The sequence below is a fragment of the Aeromonas sp. PI_26 genome (assembly GCF_027854445.1).
Classification (GTDB): domain Bacteria; phylum Pseudomonadota; class Gammaproteobacteria; order Enterobacterales; family Aeromonadaceae; genus Aeromonas; species Aeromonas veronii.
Genome location: NZ_JAJNOE010000009.1, coordinates 83,851 through 98,267, shown reverse-complemented (window position 1 = coordinate 98,267; position 14,417 = coordinate 83,851). Strand labels below are relative to the sequence as shown.

The following is a 14,417-nucleotide window of genomic DNA, read 5'->3' as shown; positions in this document are numbered from 1 at the left end:
GGTGAGACTTGTCAGGCCAGTGTCAGCCAACTTACTATCTGGGTTCATGTACCCGAACCGCAACGCCATAGCAGCGGTATTGTCAAGGCGACTACCTCCCGATCATGCTGTTACTCTTTTCCCCCCGTTTAACTGCCCGTCTGGCGCTCCTGTTGGTCGCGTTTGGCCTGCTGTTGCCCCGCGCGCTGGCGGAAACGGCCGCAGAGAGCCGGGCGACGGCGGTCAGGGAGCTGGTGCTCGATATCATGAGTTACACCCGCTGGCCCACCGAGCCTGCGGTGCTGCGTATGTGCGTGGCGGCGCCGACCGAATATGCCGGCGCCCTCTTTACCATCGATCGTCAGGCCAATGGCCGTACCGTGCAGGTCCATCGTTACGAGGCGAGCGATCCGGCCATCAGCGATCACTGCGATGTGCTCTATTTGGGAGTGCTCGACGAGCCGACCCGGATTGCGCTGTTTGCCCGCCTGCAGGGGCACCCTGTGCTCAGCATCAGTGAATACAACCACGACTGCTCCACCAGCTCGGTGTTCTGCCTGCAGACCTCGCCGGACAGCGTGCGGGTGCGGTTTAAAGTGAACCTCGATGCCCTGGCCCTGAGCGGCGTGCGGGTGCATCCCGCCGTGCTCAAGCTGGCCCATGCCGACAAGGGGGTTCCATGAGACGACAGGTGAGCGCGGCTCCCCGCCGTCTGACCCTGCGTCAGAGCCTGGGGCGAACCCATCTGGTGGCCGCCATCACAGCCGTCAGCGTGGCAGGACTCTTTTTTACTCTGGTGGCCCTGCTGGTAGTGCGTTTTTACGCCGACCACAATCTGGAGCTGGTAGCCCGCGCCATCAGCTACAGCGCCGAGGCGGCGGTGGTGTTCCACGATGAGGAGGCGGCGAGCGAGGCACTTAGCGGCATCGTTGCCAAGGAAGAGGTGGCCGAAGCCACTATCGTGCTGACCAATGGCCAGCTGCTCGCCAGTTGGGAGCGCCCCAGAAGCAACCCGCTGGTGACGCTCGAAGACTATCTGGCCCAACTGCTGATGCCGGGGCCTGTCAAACTCCCCATGCTGCGGGGTGGCGAGCAGATCGCCACCATCGAGCTGCGCGGCCATGGTGAATATCTGTTGCTGTTTTTGCTCTCGGCGCTGCTGGTGATGGTTGTTTGCCTGATGCTGAGCGCCATGGTGGCTCTCTATGTGGCTGACCGGATGCAGGTCTCCATCACCGCACCGCTGCGCAAACTGGCACTTGTCGCCCACTCGGTACGCCGACAGCGCACCCTGGGGATGCGGGCGCCACCGGCCGATATCGTCGAGATTAACGAGCTGGGGGATGACTTCAACTCCCTGCTGGACGAGCTGCAAGCCTGGCAGGCCCAGCAGGCCCGCGAAAATGCCAGCCTGCTCCATCAGGCGACTCACGATGCCCTCACCGGACTGCCCAATCGCGCCCTGTTTGAAGCGCGGCTCGCGCAGGCCATCGCCCTCGGCGAGCAAGAGGGGTTTGCGCTGCTCTATCTCGACTGCGATCGTTTCAAGCAAATTAATGACACGCTGGGGCACAACGCCGGTGACGATGTGCTGATCGCGCTCTCAAGACGGGTGCAGCATCAGCTGCGTCCGGATGATCTGGTGTTTCGCCTCGGTGGTGACGAGTTTGCGGTGCTGGTTGGTCCACTCCAGCGACAGCATGAGGTGGAAGAGGTGATTGGCCGCATCCAGCAGGCGATGAGCGAACCGGTGGCACTGCGTGACGGTCGTCAGCTGGTGGCCGGGGTGAGTGTCGGCTTTGCCGTCTATCAGGCGGGCATGAGTGCCAGCGTGCTGTGTGATCAGGCCGATGCAGCCATGTATCTGGCGAAACGGGCGCGCCGCCGCGAACAGCAAACCATCGCCTGACTGGCAAGAATAACAACATAAACAAGGAGCAAACCATGAAGATCACCCACCTGTTGAAAGTGACCCTGCTGGGGTTGATGTTGTCACTGCTGGCCGGTTGCCAGAGCGCGCCCAAAGGGTTGACCCCGGAGCAGATCGCCGTGCTCAAGGAGCAGGGCTTTTATCTGACCGATGAGGGGTGGACGCTGGATCTGGCCAACCGGGTGCTGTTTGCCAACAACGTGGGGGCGCTCAATCCCCAGACTCGCCAATCCGTTGAAAAACTGGGTAAAACACTGCTTGGCGTAGGGTTGGACAAGGCGCGGGTGGATGGCCACACCGATAATACCGGCGAGAGCAGCTACAACCAGCAGCTCTCCCTGAAGCGGGCCCAGTCGGTGGCCGATGTGCTGGTCTCGGTCGGCATGAAACCGGCCAATCTGGAGATCCATGGCCGTGGCGAGACCATGCCGCTGGCGGATAACAAGACCAGAGAGGGCCGGGCCGCCAACCGCCGGGTTGCCATCGTGATCAGCGATCAATAACCTTTTCATCGTTTCATTACCCATAAAAAAAGAGCGCCCGATCGGCGCTCTTTTTGATCGCGACAGCTGGGGTCGCGAGGGCATGTGGGGCAGGGTTACTGCGCGCTATTTTGCCCGTTATTGTCGTGATGGCTGCGCAGGCGGATGTTGATCATCTCCACCACCAGCGAGAAGGCCATGGCGAAGTAGATGTAGCCCTTCGGAATATGCAGATCCATCCCCTCGGCCATCAGGGCGAAGCCCACCAGGGTGAGGAAGGAGAGGGCCAGCATCTTGATGGTGGGGTGGGCATCGACAAAATCACCGATGGATTTGGCGGCAAACATCATGATGAAGACGGCGATCATGATGGCCAGCACCATCACCGGCACGTGATCGGCCATGCCGACTGCGGTGATCACCGAGTCGAGGCTGAACACGATATCGAGGATGGCGATCTGGATCAGGGTGCTGATAAAGCCCGAGGCCGCTTTGCTGACGCTCTCCGGCTCGGCCGCCCCTTCCAGGGTGACGTGGATCTCGTGGGCACTCTTGCCGATGAGGAACAGGCCCCCCAGCAGCAGGATCAGGTCGCGGCCGGAGATGGCTTCACCCAGCACGGTGAAGAGCGGATCGGTGAGGCGCATCACCCAGGCCAGCGAGAGCAGCAGCAGGATCCGGGTACCCATGGCGAGCCCCAGACCCAGAATACGCGCTTTTTGACGCTGCGCCTCCGGCAGGCGACCTACCAGGATGGAGATAAAGATGATGTTGTCGATGCCCAGCACGATCTCGAGCAGGGTAAGGGTGGCGAGTGCGACCCAGGCAGAGGGATCAAGAACCCATTCCAGCATGATTGAACCTTGGTTGAAAATTGGTTGGAAAATTGAAGCAGCGCATTCTAGCAGGGGCGCCACTGCTTGTCCCAGAGGGGGGAAAAGATAAAAATGGTGGCCATCGCAAGGGAGGCAGGCATGTTTCGATTAGGGTTCATTATTAATCCGGTCGCCGGGATTGGTGGCGCAGTGGGGCTCAAGGGCAGTGACGGCGTGGTGGATGAGGCGCTTGCTCGTGGTGCCGTGCCCAAGGCGCAGGATCGGGCGCGGCAAGCTCTGTTGCCACTGTGCGAGCTGAGCGTCCCGTTTGAACTGCTGACGGTAGCGGGAGAGATGGGGGAGGCGGTGGCCCGATCTCTGGGACTACCCTGTCGAGTCATCTATCAACCGGCCGGGGAGAGCTCCTCGGCCGATGATACCCGCCACGCCGCCGGGCTGATGCGCGAAGCCGGGGTCGATCTGCTGCTGTTTGCCGGTGGCGATGGCACGGCGCGGGATATCTGCGCCGCGGTGGGGGAGTCCTGCCATGTGCTCGGCATTCCCGCGGGGTGCAAGATCCACTCCGGCGTCTACGGGGTGACGCCCGCAGCCAGCGGGCGGGTGGTGGCGCGGATGATTGCTGGGGAATTGCTCAGCCTGATCGATGCCGAGGTGCGCGACATCGACGAGGAGGCGTTTCGCGCGGGCAAGGTGCGGGCCCGCCACTACGGCCAGCTGAAGGTGCCCGGTGATCTGCGTTATGTGCAGGCGGTCAAGCAGGGGGGAAAGGAGTCCGAAGAGCTGGTGTTGGCGGATCTCGCCGCCGGTGTGGTGGAGCAGATGGAGCCCGATACCCTCTATCTGATGGGCTCCGGCAGCACGGTGGCAGCCTGTATGGCAGAGCTCGGTCTGGAAAATACTTTGCTCGGTGTGGATCTGGTGGAAAATGGCCGACTTATCGGGCAGGATCTCAGCGCCGCCGAGATCCTGACCCGGATCCGCGGCCGTCGCTGCCGACTGATCATTACCCTGATCGGCGGACAGGGACATCTGTTCGGGCGCGGAAATCAGCAATTGAGTCCTGAGGTGATTCGGTGTGTAGGGCTGGAGAATATCCAGGTGCTGGCAACCAAAGCCAAGCTTGCCGCCCTTGCGGGCAGGCCGCTGCTGGTGGACACCGATGATCCCGAATTAAACCGGGCGTTGCGTGGTTATCTGCGAATAACCACGGGATACAAGGATCAGGTCATCTACCCGGTGGCCAACCCGGAATAGGACGCCAAGGACGCTGCTGGCCTGGCGCCAGAGAGCTGCAATCAACCGGATTGCGGTTCCATACCCCCGAATTTTTTGCCGCAAATGAGGCTGCGTTACATGACGATTCACGATTTTGAGCACAAGTTGTTGGGACTGATCGACAGCATGGTTGCCACCGCGACCGACGATGAGCTGTTTGCGGGGGGTTACCTGCGAGGTCATATCTCATTGGCCGTTGCCCGGGCCGAGCTGGAAGGCAAGACCCTGGTGCGGGACGTCAAGAGCTATGTGCTGCGCAGCCTCAACGAGGCGATCTTGCAAGGTGAGCTATCTGAAGAGGATGAAAAACTGGTGCAGGCGATGTGGAGTCGTTTGCAACAAGACGCAGAAGCTTGATCGGATACACAATTCAAACTGAAGTTTGAGTTTATTCTTCCCCTGAAGTTAGTGAAAGGTTAATAATAAGTTTCGCCTTTTGTTTCAGGGATTAAACTATGGCCTCCTCCTCACGCATTGCCAATAAACTGCCGCTCGAGATGCTCTATCACTGGGAGCGGCAGTGTCCTGATCGAACCTACCTGCGTCAAACCATCAATCGCGAATATGTCGATTTCACCTGGGGTGAAGTGGCCGATGAAGCGCGGCGGATGGTGACGGCCTTGCGTCACCTCGGTCTGGTGGCCGGTGACAAGGTGGCGCTGCTCTCCAAGAACTGCGCCCAGTGGTTTATCGCCGATCTGGCGATGCAGATGGGGCAATACGTGAGCGTGCCCATCTACCCGACTGCCAACGTCGACACCATCGAATATGTGCTGCGCCATAGCGAGGCCAAGGCGATCTTCGTCGGCAAGCTGGATGACTGGAAGAGTCAGGAGGCGGGCGTACCCGCCGATCTGCTGCGCATCGCCTTCCCCTATGACACCATGCCGGCCAGCCACCAGTGGGACGATCTGCTGGAGGCGCATGAGCCGATCCCTGACAGCCCGGTGCAGGCCCCTGACTCCCTGCTGAGTTTGGTCTACACCTCCGGCAGCACCGGCAAGCCGAAAGGGGCCATGCTGAGCGTCGAGCGTTACGCCTGGTCGTGCGAGAAGCTGGTGGAGACGGTGAGCCTGAGCCAGGCCGATCGGGGCTTCTCCTACCTGCCGCTGGCCCATATTACCGAGCGGGTCTACATCTACGGCGGCAGCCTCTATGGCGGTGCTACTATCGCGTTCCCCGAATCCCTCGACACCTTTATCGAAGATGTCAAACGCTGCCGTCCCACCGTCTTTATCTCGGTGCCACGGCTGTGGGCCATGTTCCGCATCAAGATCCACGAGAAGCTGCCCCAGAACAAACTGGCGTTGCTGCTCAAGATCCCGCTTATCTCCGGCCTTATCAAACGCAAGCTGCAAAAGGGGTTGGGACTGGATCAGGCCCGGGTACTCGGCTGCGGCTCCGCGCCTGTCTCCCCTGCGCTGCTTGAGTGGTATCTGAGCATCGGTCTCAAGGTGACTGAAGCCTGGGGCATGACCGAGAACCACGCCTACTCCACCATCAACTACCCGTTCCGTGCCGACAAGATCGGCACCGTCGGCAAGGCGGGGATTGGGGTGACCATCAAGATCTCCGACGAGGGGGAGATCCTCTGCCGCTGCGAAGGGATGATGCTGGGTTACTACAAGGATCCCGAGCACAGCGCCGAGGCCATCGATGCCGAGGGGTGGCTGCACACTGGCGACATGGGCAAGCTGGACAAGGAGGGTTATCTCACCATCACCGGCCGGATGAAGGATGTGTTCAAGACCGCCAAGGGCAAGTATGTGGCGCCGGTGCCCATCGAGGGACTGCTGGGGCAGGAGCCCATCATCGAACAGCTCTGCGTGATTGGTTACGGCATGCCGCAGCCCATTGCGCTGGTGCAGCTGGCCGAGAGCGCCATGAAGGGCAATCGGGAGGAGGTCAACGCCAGACTGGAAGCGGCGCGGGTTCGGGTCAACGATCAGCTGGAATCTCATGCCAAAATTCGCGGCATTCTGGTGGTGAAAACCCCCTGGAATATCGAGAACGGCGTGCTGACCCCCACCATGAAGATCAAGCGTCACCTGCTGGAGCAAAAGTACGCCCAGGTCGGGGATCGCTGGCCCTCATCCCAAGTGGTGGTGTGGGAGGAGTAAATTCCGTCTTTCCATAGCGCAACAAACAACAACGGCCCTTGATGGGCCGTTGTTGTGTTTGAGGCATATCACTCGCCGCTGTTTTGTCGGCGAGTAAAAGTGCGCCCGGTTAGATCTGCGCCAGCGCGGCGGCCAGATCGGCGATCAGATCGTCCGCATCTTCCACCCCGATGCTGAAGCGGATGAGGTCGTCGTTGACTCCGGCAGCGAGGCGGCTCGCCTCGTCCATGGCGGCGTGGGTGGTACTGGCTGGATGGCAAGCGAGACTCTCGAGATCCCCCAGACTCACCGCCTGCACGAACAGCTGCAGATTATCGAGCAGGGTGGCACAGCGCTCAAACCCGCCTTCCAGCTCAATGCTCACCATGCCGCCAAAGCCGCTGGCGAAGGCGCCGAGGGCATCGTGGCCCGGATGGTTGGCAAGCCCCGGGTAGATCACCTTCTTCACTGCCGGGTGGGCGGCCAGAAACCCGGCCACTTTCTGGGCATTGTGCAGGTGGGCATCCATCCGCAGCGGCAGGGTCTTGACCCCGCGCTGCAGCAGGTAGGCCTCCTGCGGGCCAATGGGAGAACCGATATGTTTGAGGGCCACGGTGCGGATCGACTTCATCAGGGCGTGAGATCCCGCTACCACCCCGGCGATGATGTCGCCGTGGCCACCCAGATACTTGGTGCCGCTGTGCATCACCACATCGACCCCGAGCTCCAGCGGACGCAGCAGGTAGGGGGTGAGGAAGGTGTTGTCACATACCGTAATGGCGCCCACCTTGCGGGCTGCTTCCACCACCAGCCGCGGATCCACCACCTTGAGGGTGGGGTTGGTCAGGGTTTCGAACAGTACCACCTTGGTGGCAGGGCGGATATTGGCCAGCAGATCCCGGTCGCTCTCGTAGGCGGTGACCTTGATACCGGCGCGGCTGAAGGTCTGCTTCAAGAAGGCATCGGTGCCGCCGTAGAGCGGGCCGATATAGGCCACCTCATCGCCGCTGTCGGCCAGGGCATACATGATGGCGCTCACCGCTGCCATGCCGCTCGCCACCACCAGCGCTTCATCGGCACCTTCAAGCGCCGCCAGCTTCTGCTCCAGCTCGGCGGTGGTGGGGTTGCCAAAGCGGCTGTAGATAAAGCCGGGGGCCTGACCTGCAAAGCGCTCCTTGCCCGCCTGGGCGTTGAAGTAGCTGAAGGTGCTACTCTGGTAGAGCGGGGTGGTGAGGGCGCCGGTCTGTGGGTCGATCCGCTGGCCGCTGTGTACGCTCATGGTCTTGAATTTCATCGTGTTGCTCCGTGATGACCAGGCTCTGGCCATGACTTGTTTTGTTGTTCGTTGCTTGTTGTTTTTGTCAGCGCGGGTATGTGCATGCGGCTTGTGGCTTATGCATATACCCGCCTAGGGATCTTTACGCTGCTTAGGCCGTTATCGCTTCGCTTTCAGTGCGCGGGAGGCGAGTTGGTTCCACCGGCCCATAGTGCCGCGCCGCCACATCCGGGTGGGAGCGCAGCCGCCCTTTCAGCACGTTCTCCCCCACCTGATAGAAGAGCGGATTGGTCGGGTCACTCTCCGGCCCTTGCGCCTGTGCTGCCAGCTCGGGGGAGAGGCTGAGCAGTGGCACGGTGGCATCGAGCCGCGCCGCCATAAAGAAGGCGCAGGAGAGGCGCGATACGCCGGGCGGCGGGCTCACCACCCGATGCAGGGTCGCCTTGAGATAGCCGTTGGAGGCCAGCTCAAGCAGCTCGCCGATATTGACCACCAGCGCACCCGGCAGGGGGGGCGCGGAGATCCAGCCGTTGGCCGTCTCGACCTCAAGCCCCGAATTATTGTCCTGCATCACCAGCGTCAGGTAGCCGGGATCCTTGTGGGCGCCGACCCCCTGACTGCTGCCGCCCGCCTCTTGCCCCGGGTAATGAATCAGCTTCATGTGCTGGTAGGGGGCGCCGCGGATGCTGTCGTCAAACACGTTGGCCGGTTGCTCCAGCACCTCGGCAAAAGCGGCCAGCAGGGTGAGGGTGATATCGCTCAGCCGATCTTGCCACGCCAGCAGATGGGCTTTCATCTCTGGCAGAGTAGTCGGCCACTGGTTGGGGCCGATCAGCCGCTGCCAGGGTTCACGGATCAGGGCCGCAGGCAGGGCTTGCGCCTCATTCATGATATCGAACTGCTCCCGCAGATCCGGTCGCTGGCGGGTCAGCTCGGCACCGACCCGGTTGTAGCCGCGAAAGTGGGGGCTGTTGACCATCTGCACCGCCAGCTTCTCCTGCTCCGGCAGAGCAAAGAAGCGCTCTGCCAGCGCCAGAGTCTCTAGCATCTCAACCTTGCTCAAGCCGTGGCCGACCAGATAGAAAAAGCCCACATCGCGGGCGGCCGAGGCCAGCCTGGCCAACATAGGGCTACGCACCTCGGGTGCCCCGTTGAGGGCAGCCAGATCGATGATCGGCAGTGGTGAATGTTCCATGTGCACCTCCTCACTCTTTCGTTATCTCTGGCGCCATCTCTTCTGCTGCCTCTGGTGCGGGCAGGTCTGATGAGCGGCAAACGGGATGGCGCGACAGTGTGGCGGTGTGCGCTGCGGTGTGGCGCCATCTGGGATAAAGGGGATGCTACTGTTCGGTGTTATAAGACGTAAACAACAAATTATTCTTAGTTATATACAAAATTCGAAATGGAATTCGGTGCCTGATGGGCTGAAGGTTTTTTGCGCAGCCATTGTGGGGTAAAGGGGCAACGATGAGGGGGAGAGTGATAACCAGAGGCAAGCTGCCAGCAGCAAAAATGACCAAAACAGAAGGGAGGCGGATGCCTCCCTTCTGGTTGAGCGGTTTTTCACCTGACCGAAAGCACAGGCGAGTGACCGCGTATTCTGGCCTTAACCGATTGCTGGCTCTCAGTAACCCAGGGTAAAGCGCTGGCGCTGGTGAGCCGGTTTTTCCACCTCGTTCAGCACACCGTCGGCCAGATCACCGGCGGTGATCCCGGTAGGCTGTTCGCCACTAAAGAGCACCTGATCGCCACCAATCCGATAGCCGCCGCGCTTCTCGCCCGGTTCGAGGAACACCGGGGGAGAGACAAAGCGCCAGTCGAGGGTAGTTTCACGACGCAGGGCGGTGAGACCGTCGCGGGCCGCCAGCGCCCCCTGTTTCCACTCGGCCGGAAACTCAGGGGTATCCACCAGTTGCACGCCGGGGGCAACCTCCAGACTGCCGGCGCCACCTACTACCAGCAGCCAGCTGTTGGCCGCTTTGGCTGCTGCGACGATCGCGTTGGCGCCCTTGAGGTACTGGTCGTAGATATCCGGTGTGGTCCAGCCCGGGTTGTAGGCGCTGATCACCCGATCGTGCCCCTTGAGCACCTCGGCCAATGCCTGCGGGTTTTGGGCATCCACCGCCACGGCGGTGACCTGCGGATGGGCGGCCACCTTGCTGACATCGCGGACGATGGCGGTGACGTGATGGCCGCGGCTGATGGCCTCGTTCAGGATGGCTGAACCGACAAAACCACTGGCACCGATCAGGGCAATCTTCATGGGGAACTCTCCTTCACTGTTGGAATGGGGCTATCCTACGCCGCCATTTATGATTTAATAATCACCTCAAAAATGCATTCACTTATAAGCTGGATTTAATAATGGAACAGCTCAGACGTTACGCCATCTTCGCCGCCGTGGTGGAAGCGGGCAGCATGACAGGGGCGGCCAAATCCCTTGGCATGACCCCCTCCGCCGTCAGTCAGCATATCAGTCAGCTCGAAAGCCTGCTCGGACTGCCCCTGCTCCATCGCTCCACCCGTCGTCTCAGTCTGACCGAGGCGGGAGAGGTGGTGTGGCAAGGGTGTCGGGCGTTGCAGCAGACTCTGAGCGAAACCGAGCTGCGCCTCTCGGAGGTGCGCGACGCCCTGCTCGGGGAAGTGCGGATCACCGCCCCGGTGGGGATGGCGGGCCAGCCGCTGGCGCTGGCCCTCTCACCGCTGCTGCAGGCCCACCCCGGCCTCACCATCCAGATCATCGCCGACGACGAGAAACGGGATCTCATTGCCGAGCGGATCGACGTGGCGCTGCGGGTCGGCACCTTGCCTGACTCGACCCTGGTGGCCCGCAAGCTGGGCCAGACCCGGATGCTGCTCTGCGCCGCCCCCGCCTATCTGGCGCGCAAGGGGACGCCGCGCATGCCCGACGATCTGGCGACTCACGACTGGCTCTGCGGCGACATGCTGGGCAACGGTTTGCTGCTGCAGGATGAAAAGGGTGGCGAACACAGGGTGAGGTTCAAGGCCAAGGTGCTCTGCAACAACGTGTTGCCCCTGCGCCAGTTTGCGCTGGCAGGGCAGGGGATCTCGCTGCAACCGGAGGGAGAAATTGGCGAGGATCTGGCTCAGGGGCGTCTGCTCGAACTGCTGCCCGGTTTTCGGGTGCAGCCGATGGAGATCCACGCCATCACGCCGCAGCGGGAGATCCCGGAGAAGGTGCGACGGGTGGTGGAGGCGCTGCGCAGCTATTTCGGCACGACGATGTCGTCATGAGCTGCGCCTTAATGGTTGAGAAAAGGCGCCCGATTATCCTGAAGGGGGATTATCCATAAGGCGGTTTGTCGACAAGATCGATAGCCCGGATGAGGAGATGGGCATGCTTGACTGTTAAGCATACTTAAAACGAACTGACGGCCCGCACCTGATCTTTGAGCCAATTAAGCCCGGTATCCTGACCGGAGCTCTTGTGCCAACTCATGTAGACGGGGCAATCCTCCGAGAGCCAGGGGAGGGGATAGCTGGCCAGATCCAGCGCTTGCCCCAGCTTCTCCATGTGCCACTGGCTGGCGACGCAGAGCCAGTCGGTACGACTCACCAGATGAAGGGCGGTGAGCAGGGAGTCGCTCTCGTAGGCAATCTGGCGCGGCGGCAGCGGCGCCTTGGTCAGGGTGTTGAGCAGCAAGCTGTCGAGCCGCCTGGTTTGCAATACCACGTGCTTTTCGTTGAAGAAGGTGGCCATGTCGGGGGCCTGGCGGATCCTGGGGTGATCCTTGCGGCAGGCGATGCGCAGGGCCTGGGACATGATCTGCTCGTTTTCGATCCCCTGCTCCGCCATCGGCTTGGTGGCCAGCACCAGATCCACGCTGTGCAGATAGAGGCTGTTCTGGCGCAGGGCTTCGTCCTGCACCTGGGTGTTCCACTCCAGCTGACAGTTGGGGGCTTGGGTCTGCAGCAGGTTGTTGAGCTCCGGCAGGAAGAAGATATCGATATCGGGCACCCCCGCGATGCGAAAGGTGCGCCGACTGGTCTGGGGATCAAAGAGATCGGTGCGCTGCAGGCTGCGCTCCATGTCGTGCAGCGGCACCATGATCTCGTGGTGCAGACTGAGCGCTCGCGCCGTGGGGGTGATGCCGCGTCCCTGGCGGACAAACAGCGGTTCGCCCACCAGGGTGGTCAGGCGGCTGATGGCTTGGCTGATGGCCGAGGGGGTCATCTCCATCATCTCGGCGGCCGTGGTGACACCACCATAGCGGATCACCGCATCGAGGACGCGAAAGAGATTGAGATCGACTTGAGACATGGTGGCTACCGTTAAGCAAGATTAAACAGTTAACATACTGAACAGCCTCTTGTCCGGCCAGCATTCCCTGCGATAACTGTGATGTTTCCCTCTCTATTCGTCACCTTTCATCTTGCCGCGAATGCGATCGAGCCTGTTTTGCAGCCATGCTTGAGCCCGGCAGGTGGTCCGCGGCATAGAGTAGCGCGACCAGCAGCAAGCCGCCCAGAAAGAGCCAGCGAGCGCTTCCCCAATGGCCGTTGTCCGTCATCAGGGCCGCCAGCAATAGGGGGCCAAGCAGCTGACCGAAGTTGGCGAGCTGGACAAAAAAGCCCTGCACGATGGCCAGTTGCACCGGCCCCTGACTCACTCCCTGCGCGGACGAGAGGATCGCCGGCGGCGCCATGCCACCCGAAAGGGAGAGGACGAGGCACAATCCATAGGCCCACCACGGCGACAGGCCGGGCCAGAAGGCGAGAATGCCGCACAGCGCCATCAGACCCAGTGCCCAGCTGATGAGCCGATCTCGCGCTACGCCCCTGCGCAGCAGCCATGCCCCCATCAGGTTGCCGGGAATATTGGCGACCACCGCCAGCGCCGAAAGCAGGGCGATCTGGCTTTGGCCAATTCCGGGGCTGCCTTGCAACATGGTTGGCAGCCAGACAAAGAGCGCCCAGAGCATCAGGCTGTAGAGCGTGAACGCCAACCCGTAGCGCCAGAGTGCCTTCTGCCGGAGCACCGTGAGCTGGCGCAGCGGGTGGCCCGAGTTGATCGAGTTTTGGGATGCCCAGACCCGCAGTTTATCTGCCGAGCGACTGGCGAGCAGAAGCAGCAGGGCAGAGAGTTGCGGGATCATCAGGATCAGCCAGGCCAGTCGCCAGCCACCTTGCGCCGTGAGCCAGGGGGTGAGCAGCATGCCCGCCGCCGCCCCGAGGGGCAGGTTGACCGCCCACAGGCTCAAGGCCAGTCGCTTATCCTCCTCCCGGGTCACCGCCATGATAAAGGCGGGCATGGCCACCGAGACCAGCAAAAAGCCAATCCCCTCGACAATGCGCGACAGCAGCATCATGGCCAGCCCGGTGGCGGGCAGTGCCAACGCCCCGCCTGCCACGATAACCAGTAGCCCGACAACCCCGGTTTGCCGCCCACTCCAGCGGGTCAGCAACAGGCCGAGAAAGAGGCTGAAGAGGATAGCCAGCGTATTGAAAGCCGAGGCGAGATAGCTGGCTTCGACCAGTGTCAGCCCCAGCTCGCTGCGCAGTATGCCGAGTACGGCGGGCACTTTGCCAAGGCAGAGGGCGCCGCTGGCACCGGCAAAAATGGCGAGGAAGACCAGAGGCCAGCGCGTGCTTTGTGGCTGGTGGCCAGCGAGCGTGCTCATGGCCGATATTGGCCGTTGCGCAGCCACTCATCGTTGAGCTGACCAAATTCGCCGCGCTGATAGGCATGCAGCCGATTTGCAATGGCGTCGTGGCTGTTCATGACGAAGGGGCCATGTTTGACCAGGGGTTCATTGAGCGCCTGGCCTGAGAGCAGCACGAAGTGGCAGGGCTCGGTGGCCTCAAGTTGCAGTGCCACCGCCTCGCCGCCATCGGCAGGGAGGCTTACCCCCATCCCGTGACCTGCCGGGATGAGGTGCCGCTCTCCCTCCGCCAGCAGGGTCAGCGATCCGGTCAGGGGATAGATCATGGCATTCCAGCCTGCCGCCAGCAGATGGGTGAAGCGGCTGCCGGGCGCGCAATGGCCATCGAGCAGGGTAAAGGGTTGGGGTAGTTCTACCGAGTGTGGTGCCGTTATCCCGTTGCTGTGGCCTGCGACCACCCGTACTTGCACCCCTTCGCCATGAAACTCGGGGATGGTGGCAGCGGCTGCGTGGACGGCAAAAGGCGACATCATCTTTTGACGGGCAGGCAGGTTGACGAAGATCTGCAGGGCGTGGACGTAGGGCGATGCCCCCTCCGGCTGTTCGGTATGCACGGCCCCGCGTCCGGCCGCCAGCCAATGGAGCGCTCCCGGTTCGATGGGGCCCTGATTGCCGAGAGAGTCGTAGTTGACGTGGGGGCTCGTCGAATCCTCGAACAGATAGGTGACGGCAGAGATCCCGGCGTGGGGATGGGGCTCGAAGGTGGGGGCGGTCATCTGGAAGTGATCCACCATCACCACGGGGTCTATCAGACCGTTGAAAAAGTGTTCGCCAAAATGGCTGGCTTCAAAGCCGCTGCCAATGCGCAGCGGTTGGCCCTTGACGGGGGCGGAGAGAGTCAGGCGTCTGGTCATCG

General features: G+C 61.7%; 14 protein-coding genes. 7 read left to right on the top strand and 7 right to left on the bottom strand.

Annotated features, from left to right (window positions below; translation table 11 throughout):
• The first annotated feature begins 104 nt into the window (after positions 1-104).
• From LRL22_RS11620 to LRL22_RS11610, 3 genes are read left to right on the top strand one after another with little or no spacing between them, the layout of a single operon-like run.
• A complete protein-coding gene (locus LRL22_RS11620; RefSeq protein WP_005333646.1) occupies positions 105-662 on the top strand; it encodes a YfiR family protein in 558 nt (185 codons plus the stop codon).
• A complete protein-coding gene (locus LRL22_RS11615) occupies positions 659-1,888 on the top strand; it encodes a diguanylate cyclase domain-containing protein (RefSeq protein ID WP_270905440.1) in 1,230 nt (409 codons plus the stop codon). Before LRL22_RS11620 ends, LRL22_RS11615 begins: the two co-directional genes overlap by 4 nt.
• 35 nt (positions 1,889-1,923) lie before the next feature.
• Positions 1,924-2,412 (top strand): OmpA family protein, encoded by a 489-nt coding sequence (locus LRL22_RS11610; RefSeq protein WP_005333642.1) that lies wholly within the window; start codon positions 1,924-1,926, stop codon positions 2,410-2,412.
• Positions 2,413-2,507: 95 nt separating this feature from the next.
• Here LRL22_RS11610 and LRL22_RS11605 read toward each other — a convergent pair whose 3' ends face one another.
• Positions 2,508-3,245, bottom strand: coding sequence for a TerC family protein (locus LRL22_RS11605; protein WP_005352619.1), 738 nt, complete (start codon positions 3,243-3,245; stop codon positions 2,508-2,510).
• Positions 3,246-3,365: 120 nt separating this feature from the next.
• Here LRL22_RS11605 and LRL22_RS11600 point away from each other — a divergent pair, with 120 nt between their 5' ends.
• The 3 genes from LRL22_RS11600 to LRL22_RS11590 all read left to right on the top strand — a co-directional run bounded on the left by LRL22_RS11600 (position 3,366) and on the right by LRL22_RS11590 (position 6,622).
• A complete protein-coding gene (locus LRL22_RS11600) occupies positions 3,366-4,481 on the top strand; it encodes an ATP-NAD kinase family protein (protein WP_270803714.1) in 1,116 nt (371 codons plus the stop codon).
• A gap of 99 nt (positions 4,482-4,580) precedes the next feature.
• On the top strand, positions 4,581-4,859 hold the full coding sequence (locus tag LRL22_RS11595) for a YfcL family protein (RefSeq protein ID WP_005333639.1): 279 nt from the start codon (positions 4,581-4,583) through the stop codon (positions 4,857-4,859).
• A gap of 98 nt (positions 4,860-4,957) precedes the next feature.
• The gene (locus tag LRL22_RS11590) at positions 4,958-6,622 is read left to right on the top strand and encodes an AMP-binding protein (protein WP_005333638.1); all 1,665 of its coding nucleotides are present in this window, start codon (positions 4,958-4,960) and stop codon (positions 6,620-6,622) included.
• Positions 6,623-6,731: 109 nt separating this feature from the next.
• On the opposite strand, the gene LRL22_RS11585 is transcribed toward LRL22_RS11590, so the two are convergent.
• The 3 genes from LRL22_RS11585 to LRL22_RS11575 all read right to left on the bottom strand — a co-directional run bounded on the left by LRL22_RS11585 (position 6,732) and on the right by LRL22_RS11575 (position 10,140).
• Positions 6,732-7,895 (bottom strand): trans-sulfuration enzyme family protein, encoded by a 1,164-nt coding sequence (locus LRL22_RS11585; RefSeq protein WP_270905439.1) that lies wholly within the window; start codon positions 7,893-7,895, stop codon positions 6,732-6,734.
• 133 nt (positions 7,896-8,028) lie between these two features.
• Positions 8,029-9,072 carry an isopenicillin N synthase family dioxygenase gene (locus LRL22_RS11580; protein ID WP_270905438.1) on the bottom strand — a complete coding sequence of 348 codons (1,044 nt, stop codon included), beginning with the start codon at positions 9,070-9,072 and terminating at the stop codon, positions 8,029-8,031.
• A 429-nt stretch (positions 9,073-9,501) separates the two neighbouring features.
• Positions 9,502-10,140, bottom strand: coding sequence for an NAD(P)-dependent oxidoreductase (locus LRL22_RS11575; protein ID WP_120414102.1), 639 nt, complete (start codon positions 10,138-10,140; stop codon positions 9,502-9,504).
• A gap of 101 nt (positions 10,141-10,241) precedes the next feature.
• Between LRL22_RS11575 and LRL22_RS11570 the strand changes: the two genes are divergently transcribed.
• Positions 10,242-11,132, top strand: a complete 891-nt coding sequence (locus tag LRL22_RS11570; RefSeq protein ID WP_042052878.1) for a LysR family transcriptional regulator — start codon at positions 10,242-10,244, stop codon at positions 11,130-11,132.
• A 124-nt stretch (positions 11,133-11,256) separates the two neighbouring features.
• Here the strand turns inward: LRL22_RS11570 and LRL22_RS11565 are convergent, their stop codons facing one another.
• The 3 genes from LRL22_RS11565 to LRL22_RS11555 all read right to left on the bottom strand — a co-directional run bounded on the left by LRL22_RS11565 (position 11,257) and on the right by LRL22_RS11555 (position 14,415).
• On the bottom strand, positions 11,257-12,159 hold the full coding sequence (locus tag LRL22_RS11565) for a LysR family transcriptional regulator (protein ID WP_005352600.1): 903 nt from the start codon (positions 12,157-12,159) through the stop codon (positions 11,257-11,259).
• 100 nt (positions 12,160-12,259) lie between these two features.
• The gene (locus LRL22_RS11560; RefSeq protein WP_270905437.1) at positions 12,260-13,519 is read right to left on the bottom strand and encodes an MFS transporter; all 1,260 of its coding nucleotides are present in this window, start codon (positions 13,517-13,519) and stop codon (positions 12,260-12,262) included.
• Complete coding sequence (locus LRL22_RS11555; protein ID WP_270905436.1) at positions 13,516-14,415, bottom strand: pirin family protein; 900 nt, start codon at positions 14,413-14,415, stop codon at positions 13,516-13,518. Before LRL22_RS11555 ends, LRL22_RS11560 begins: the two co-directional genes overlap by 4 nt.
• Positions 14,416-14,417: the final 2 nt, after the last annotated feature.

Bases quoted from the DNA above. Each gene is read 5' to 3' on its own strand.
- LRL22_RS11620 (WP_005333646.1), top strand. From the start codon at position 105: ATGCTGTTACTCTTTTCCCCCCGTTTAACTGCCCGTCTGGCGCTCCTG.
- LRL22_RS11615 (WP_270905440.1), top strand. From the start codon at position 659: ATGAGACGACAGGTGAGCGCGGCTCCCCGCCGTCTGACCCTGCGTCAG.
- LRL22_RS11610 (WP_005333642.1), top strand. From the start codon at position 1,924: ATGAAGATCACCCACCTGTTGAAAGTGACCCTGCTGGGGTTGATGTTG.
- LRL22_RS11605 (WP_005352619.1), bottom strand. From the start codon at position 3,245: ATGCTGGAATGGGTTCTTGATCCCTCTGCCTGGGTCGCACTCGCCACC.
- LRL22_RS11600 (WP_270803714.1), top strand. From the start codon at position 3,366: ATGTTTCGATTAGGGTTCATTATTAATCCGGTCGCCGGGATTGGTGGC.
- LRL22_RS11595 (WP_005333639.1), top strand. From the start codon at position 4,581: ATGACGATTCACGATTTTGAGCACAAGTTGTTGGGACTGATCGACAGC.
- LRL22_RS11590 (WP_005333638.1), top strand. From the start codon at position 4,958: ATGGCCTCCTCCTCACGCATTGCCAATAAACTGCCGCTCGAGATGCTC.
- LRL22_RS11585 (WP_270905439.1), bottom strand. From the start codon at position 7,895: ATGAAATTCAAGACCATGAGCGTACACAGCGGCCAGCGGATCGACCCA.
- LRL22_RS11580 (WP_270905438.1), bottom strand. From the start codon at position 9,072: ATGGAACATTCACCACTGCCGATCATCGATCTGGCTGCCCTCAACGGG.
- LRL22_RS11575 (WP_120414102.1), bottom strand. From the start codon at position 10,140: ATGAAGATTGCCCTGATCGGTGCCAGTGGTTTTGTCGGTTCAGCCATC.
- LRL22_RS11570 (WP_042052878.1), top strand. From the start codon at position 10,242: ATGGAACAGCTCAGACGTTACGCCATCTTCGCCGCCGTGGTGGAAGCG.
- LRL22_RS11565 (WP_005352600.1), bottom strand. From the start codon at position 12,159: ATGTCTCAAGTCGATCTCAATCTCTTTCGCGTCCTCGATGCGGTGATC.
- LRL22_RS11560 (WP_270905437.1), bottom strand. From the start codon at position 13,519: ATGAGCACGCTCGCTGGCCACCAGCCACAAAGCACGCGCTGGCCTCTG.
- LRL22_RS11555 (WP_270905436.1), bottom strand. From the start codon at position 14,415: ATGACCAGACGCCTGACTCTCTCCGCCCCCGTCAAGGGCCAACCGCTG.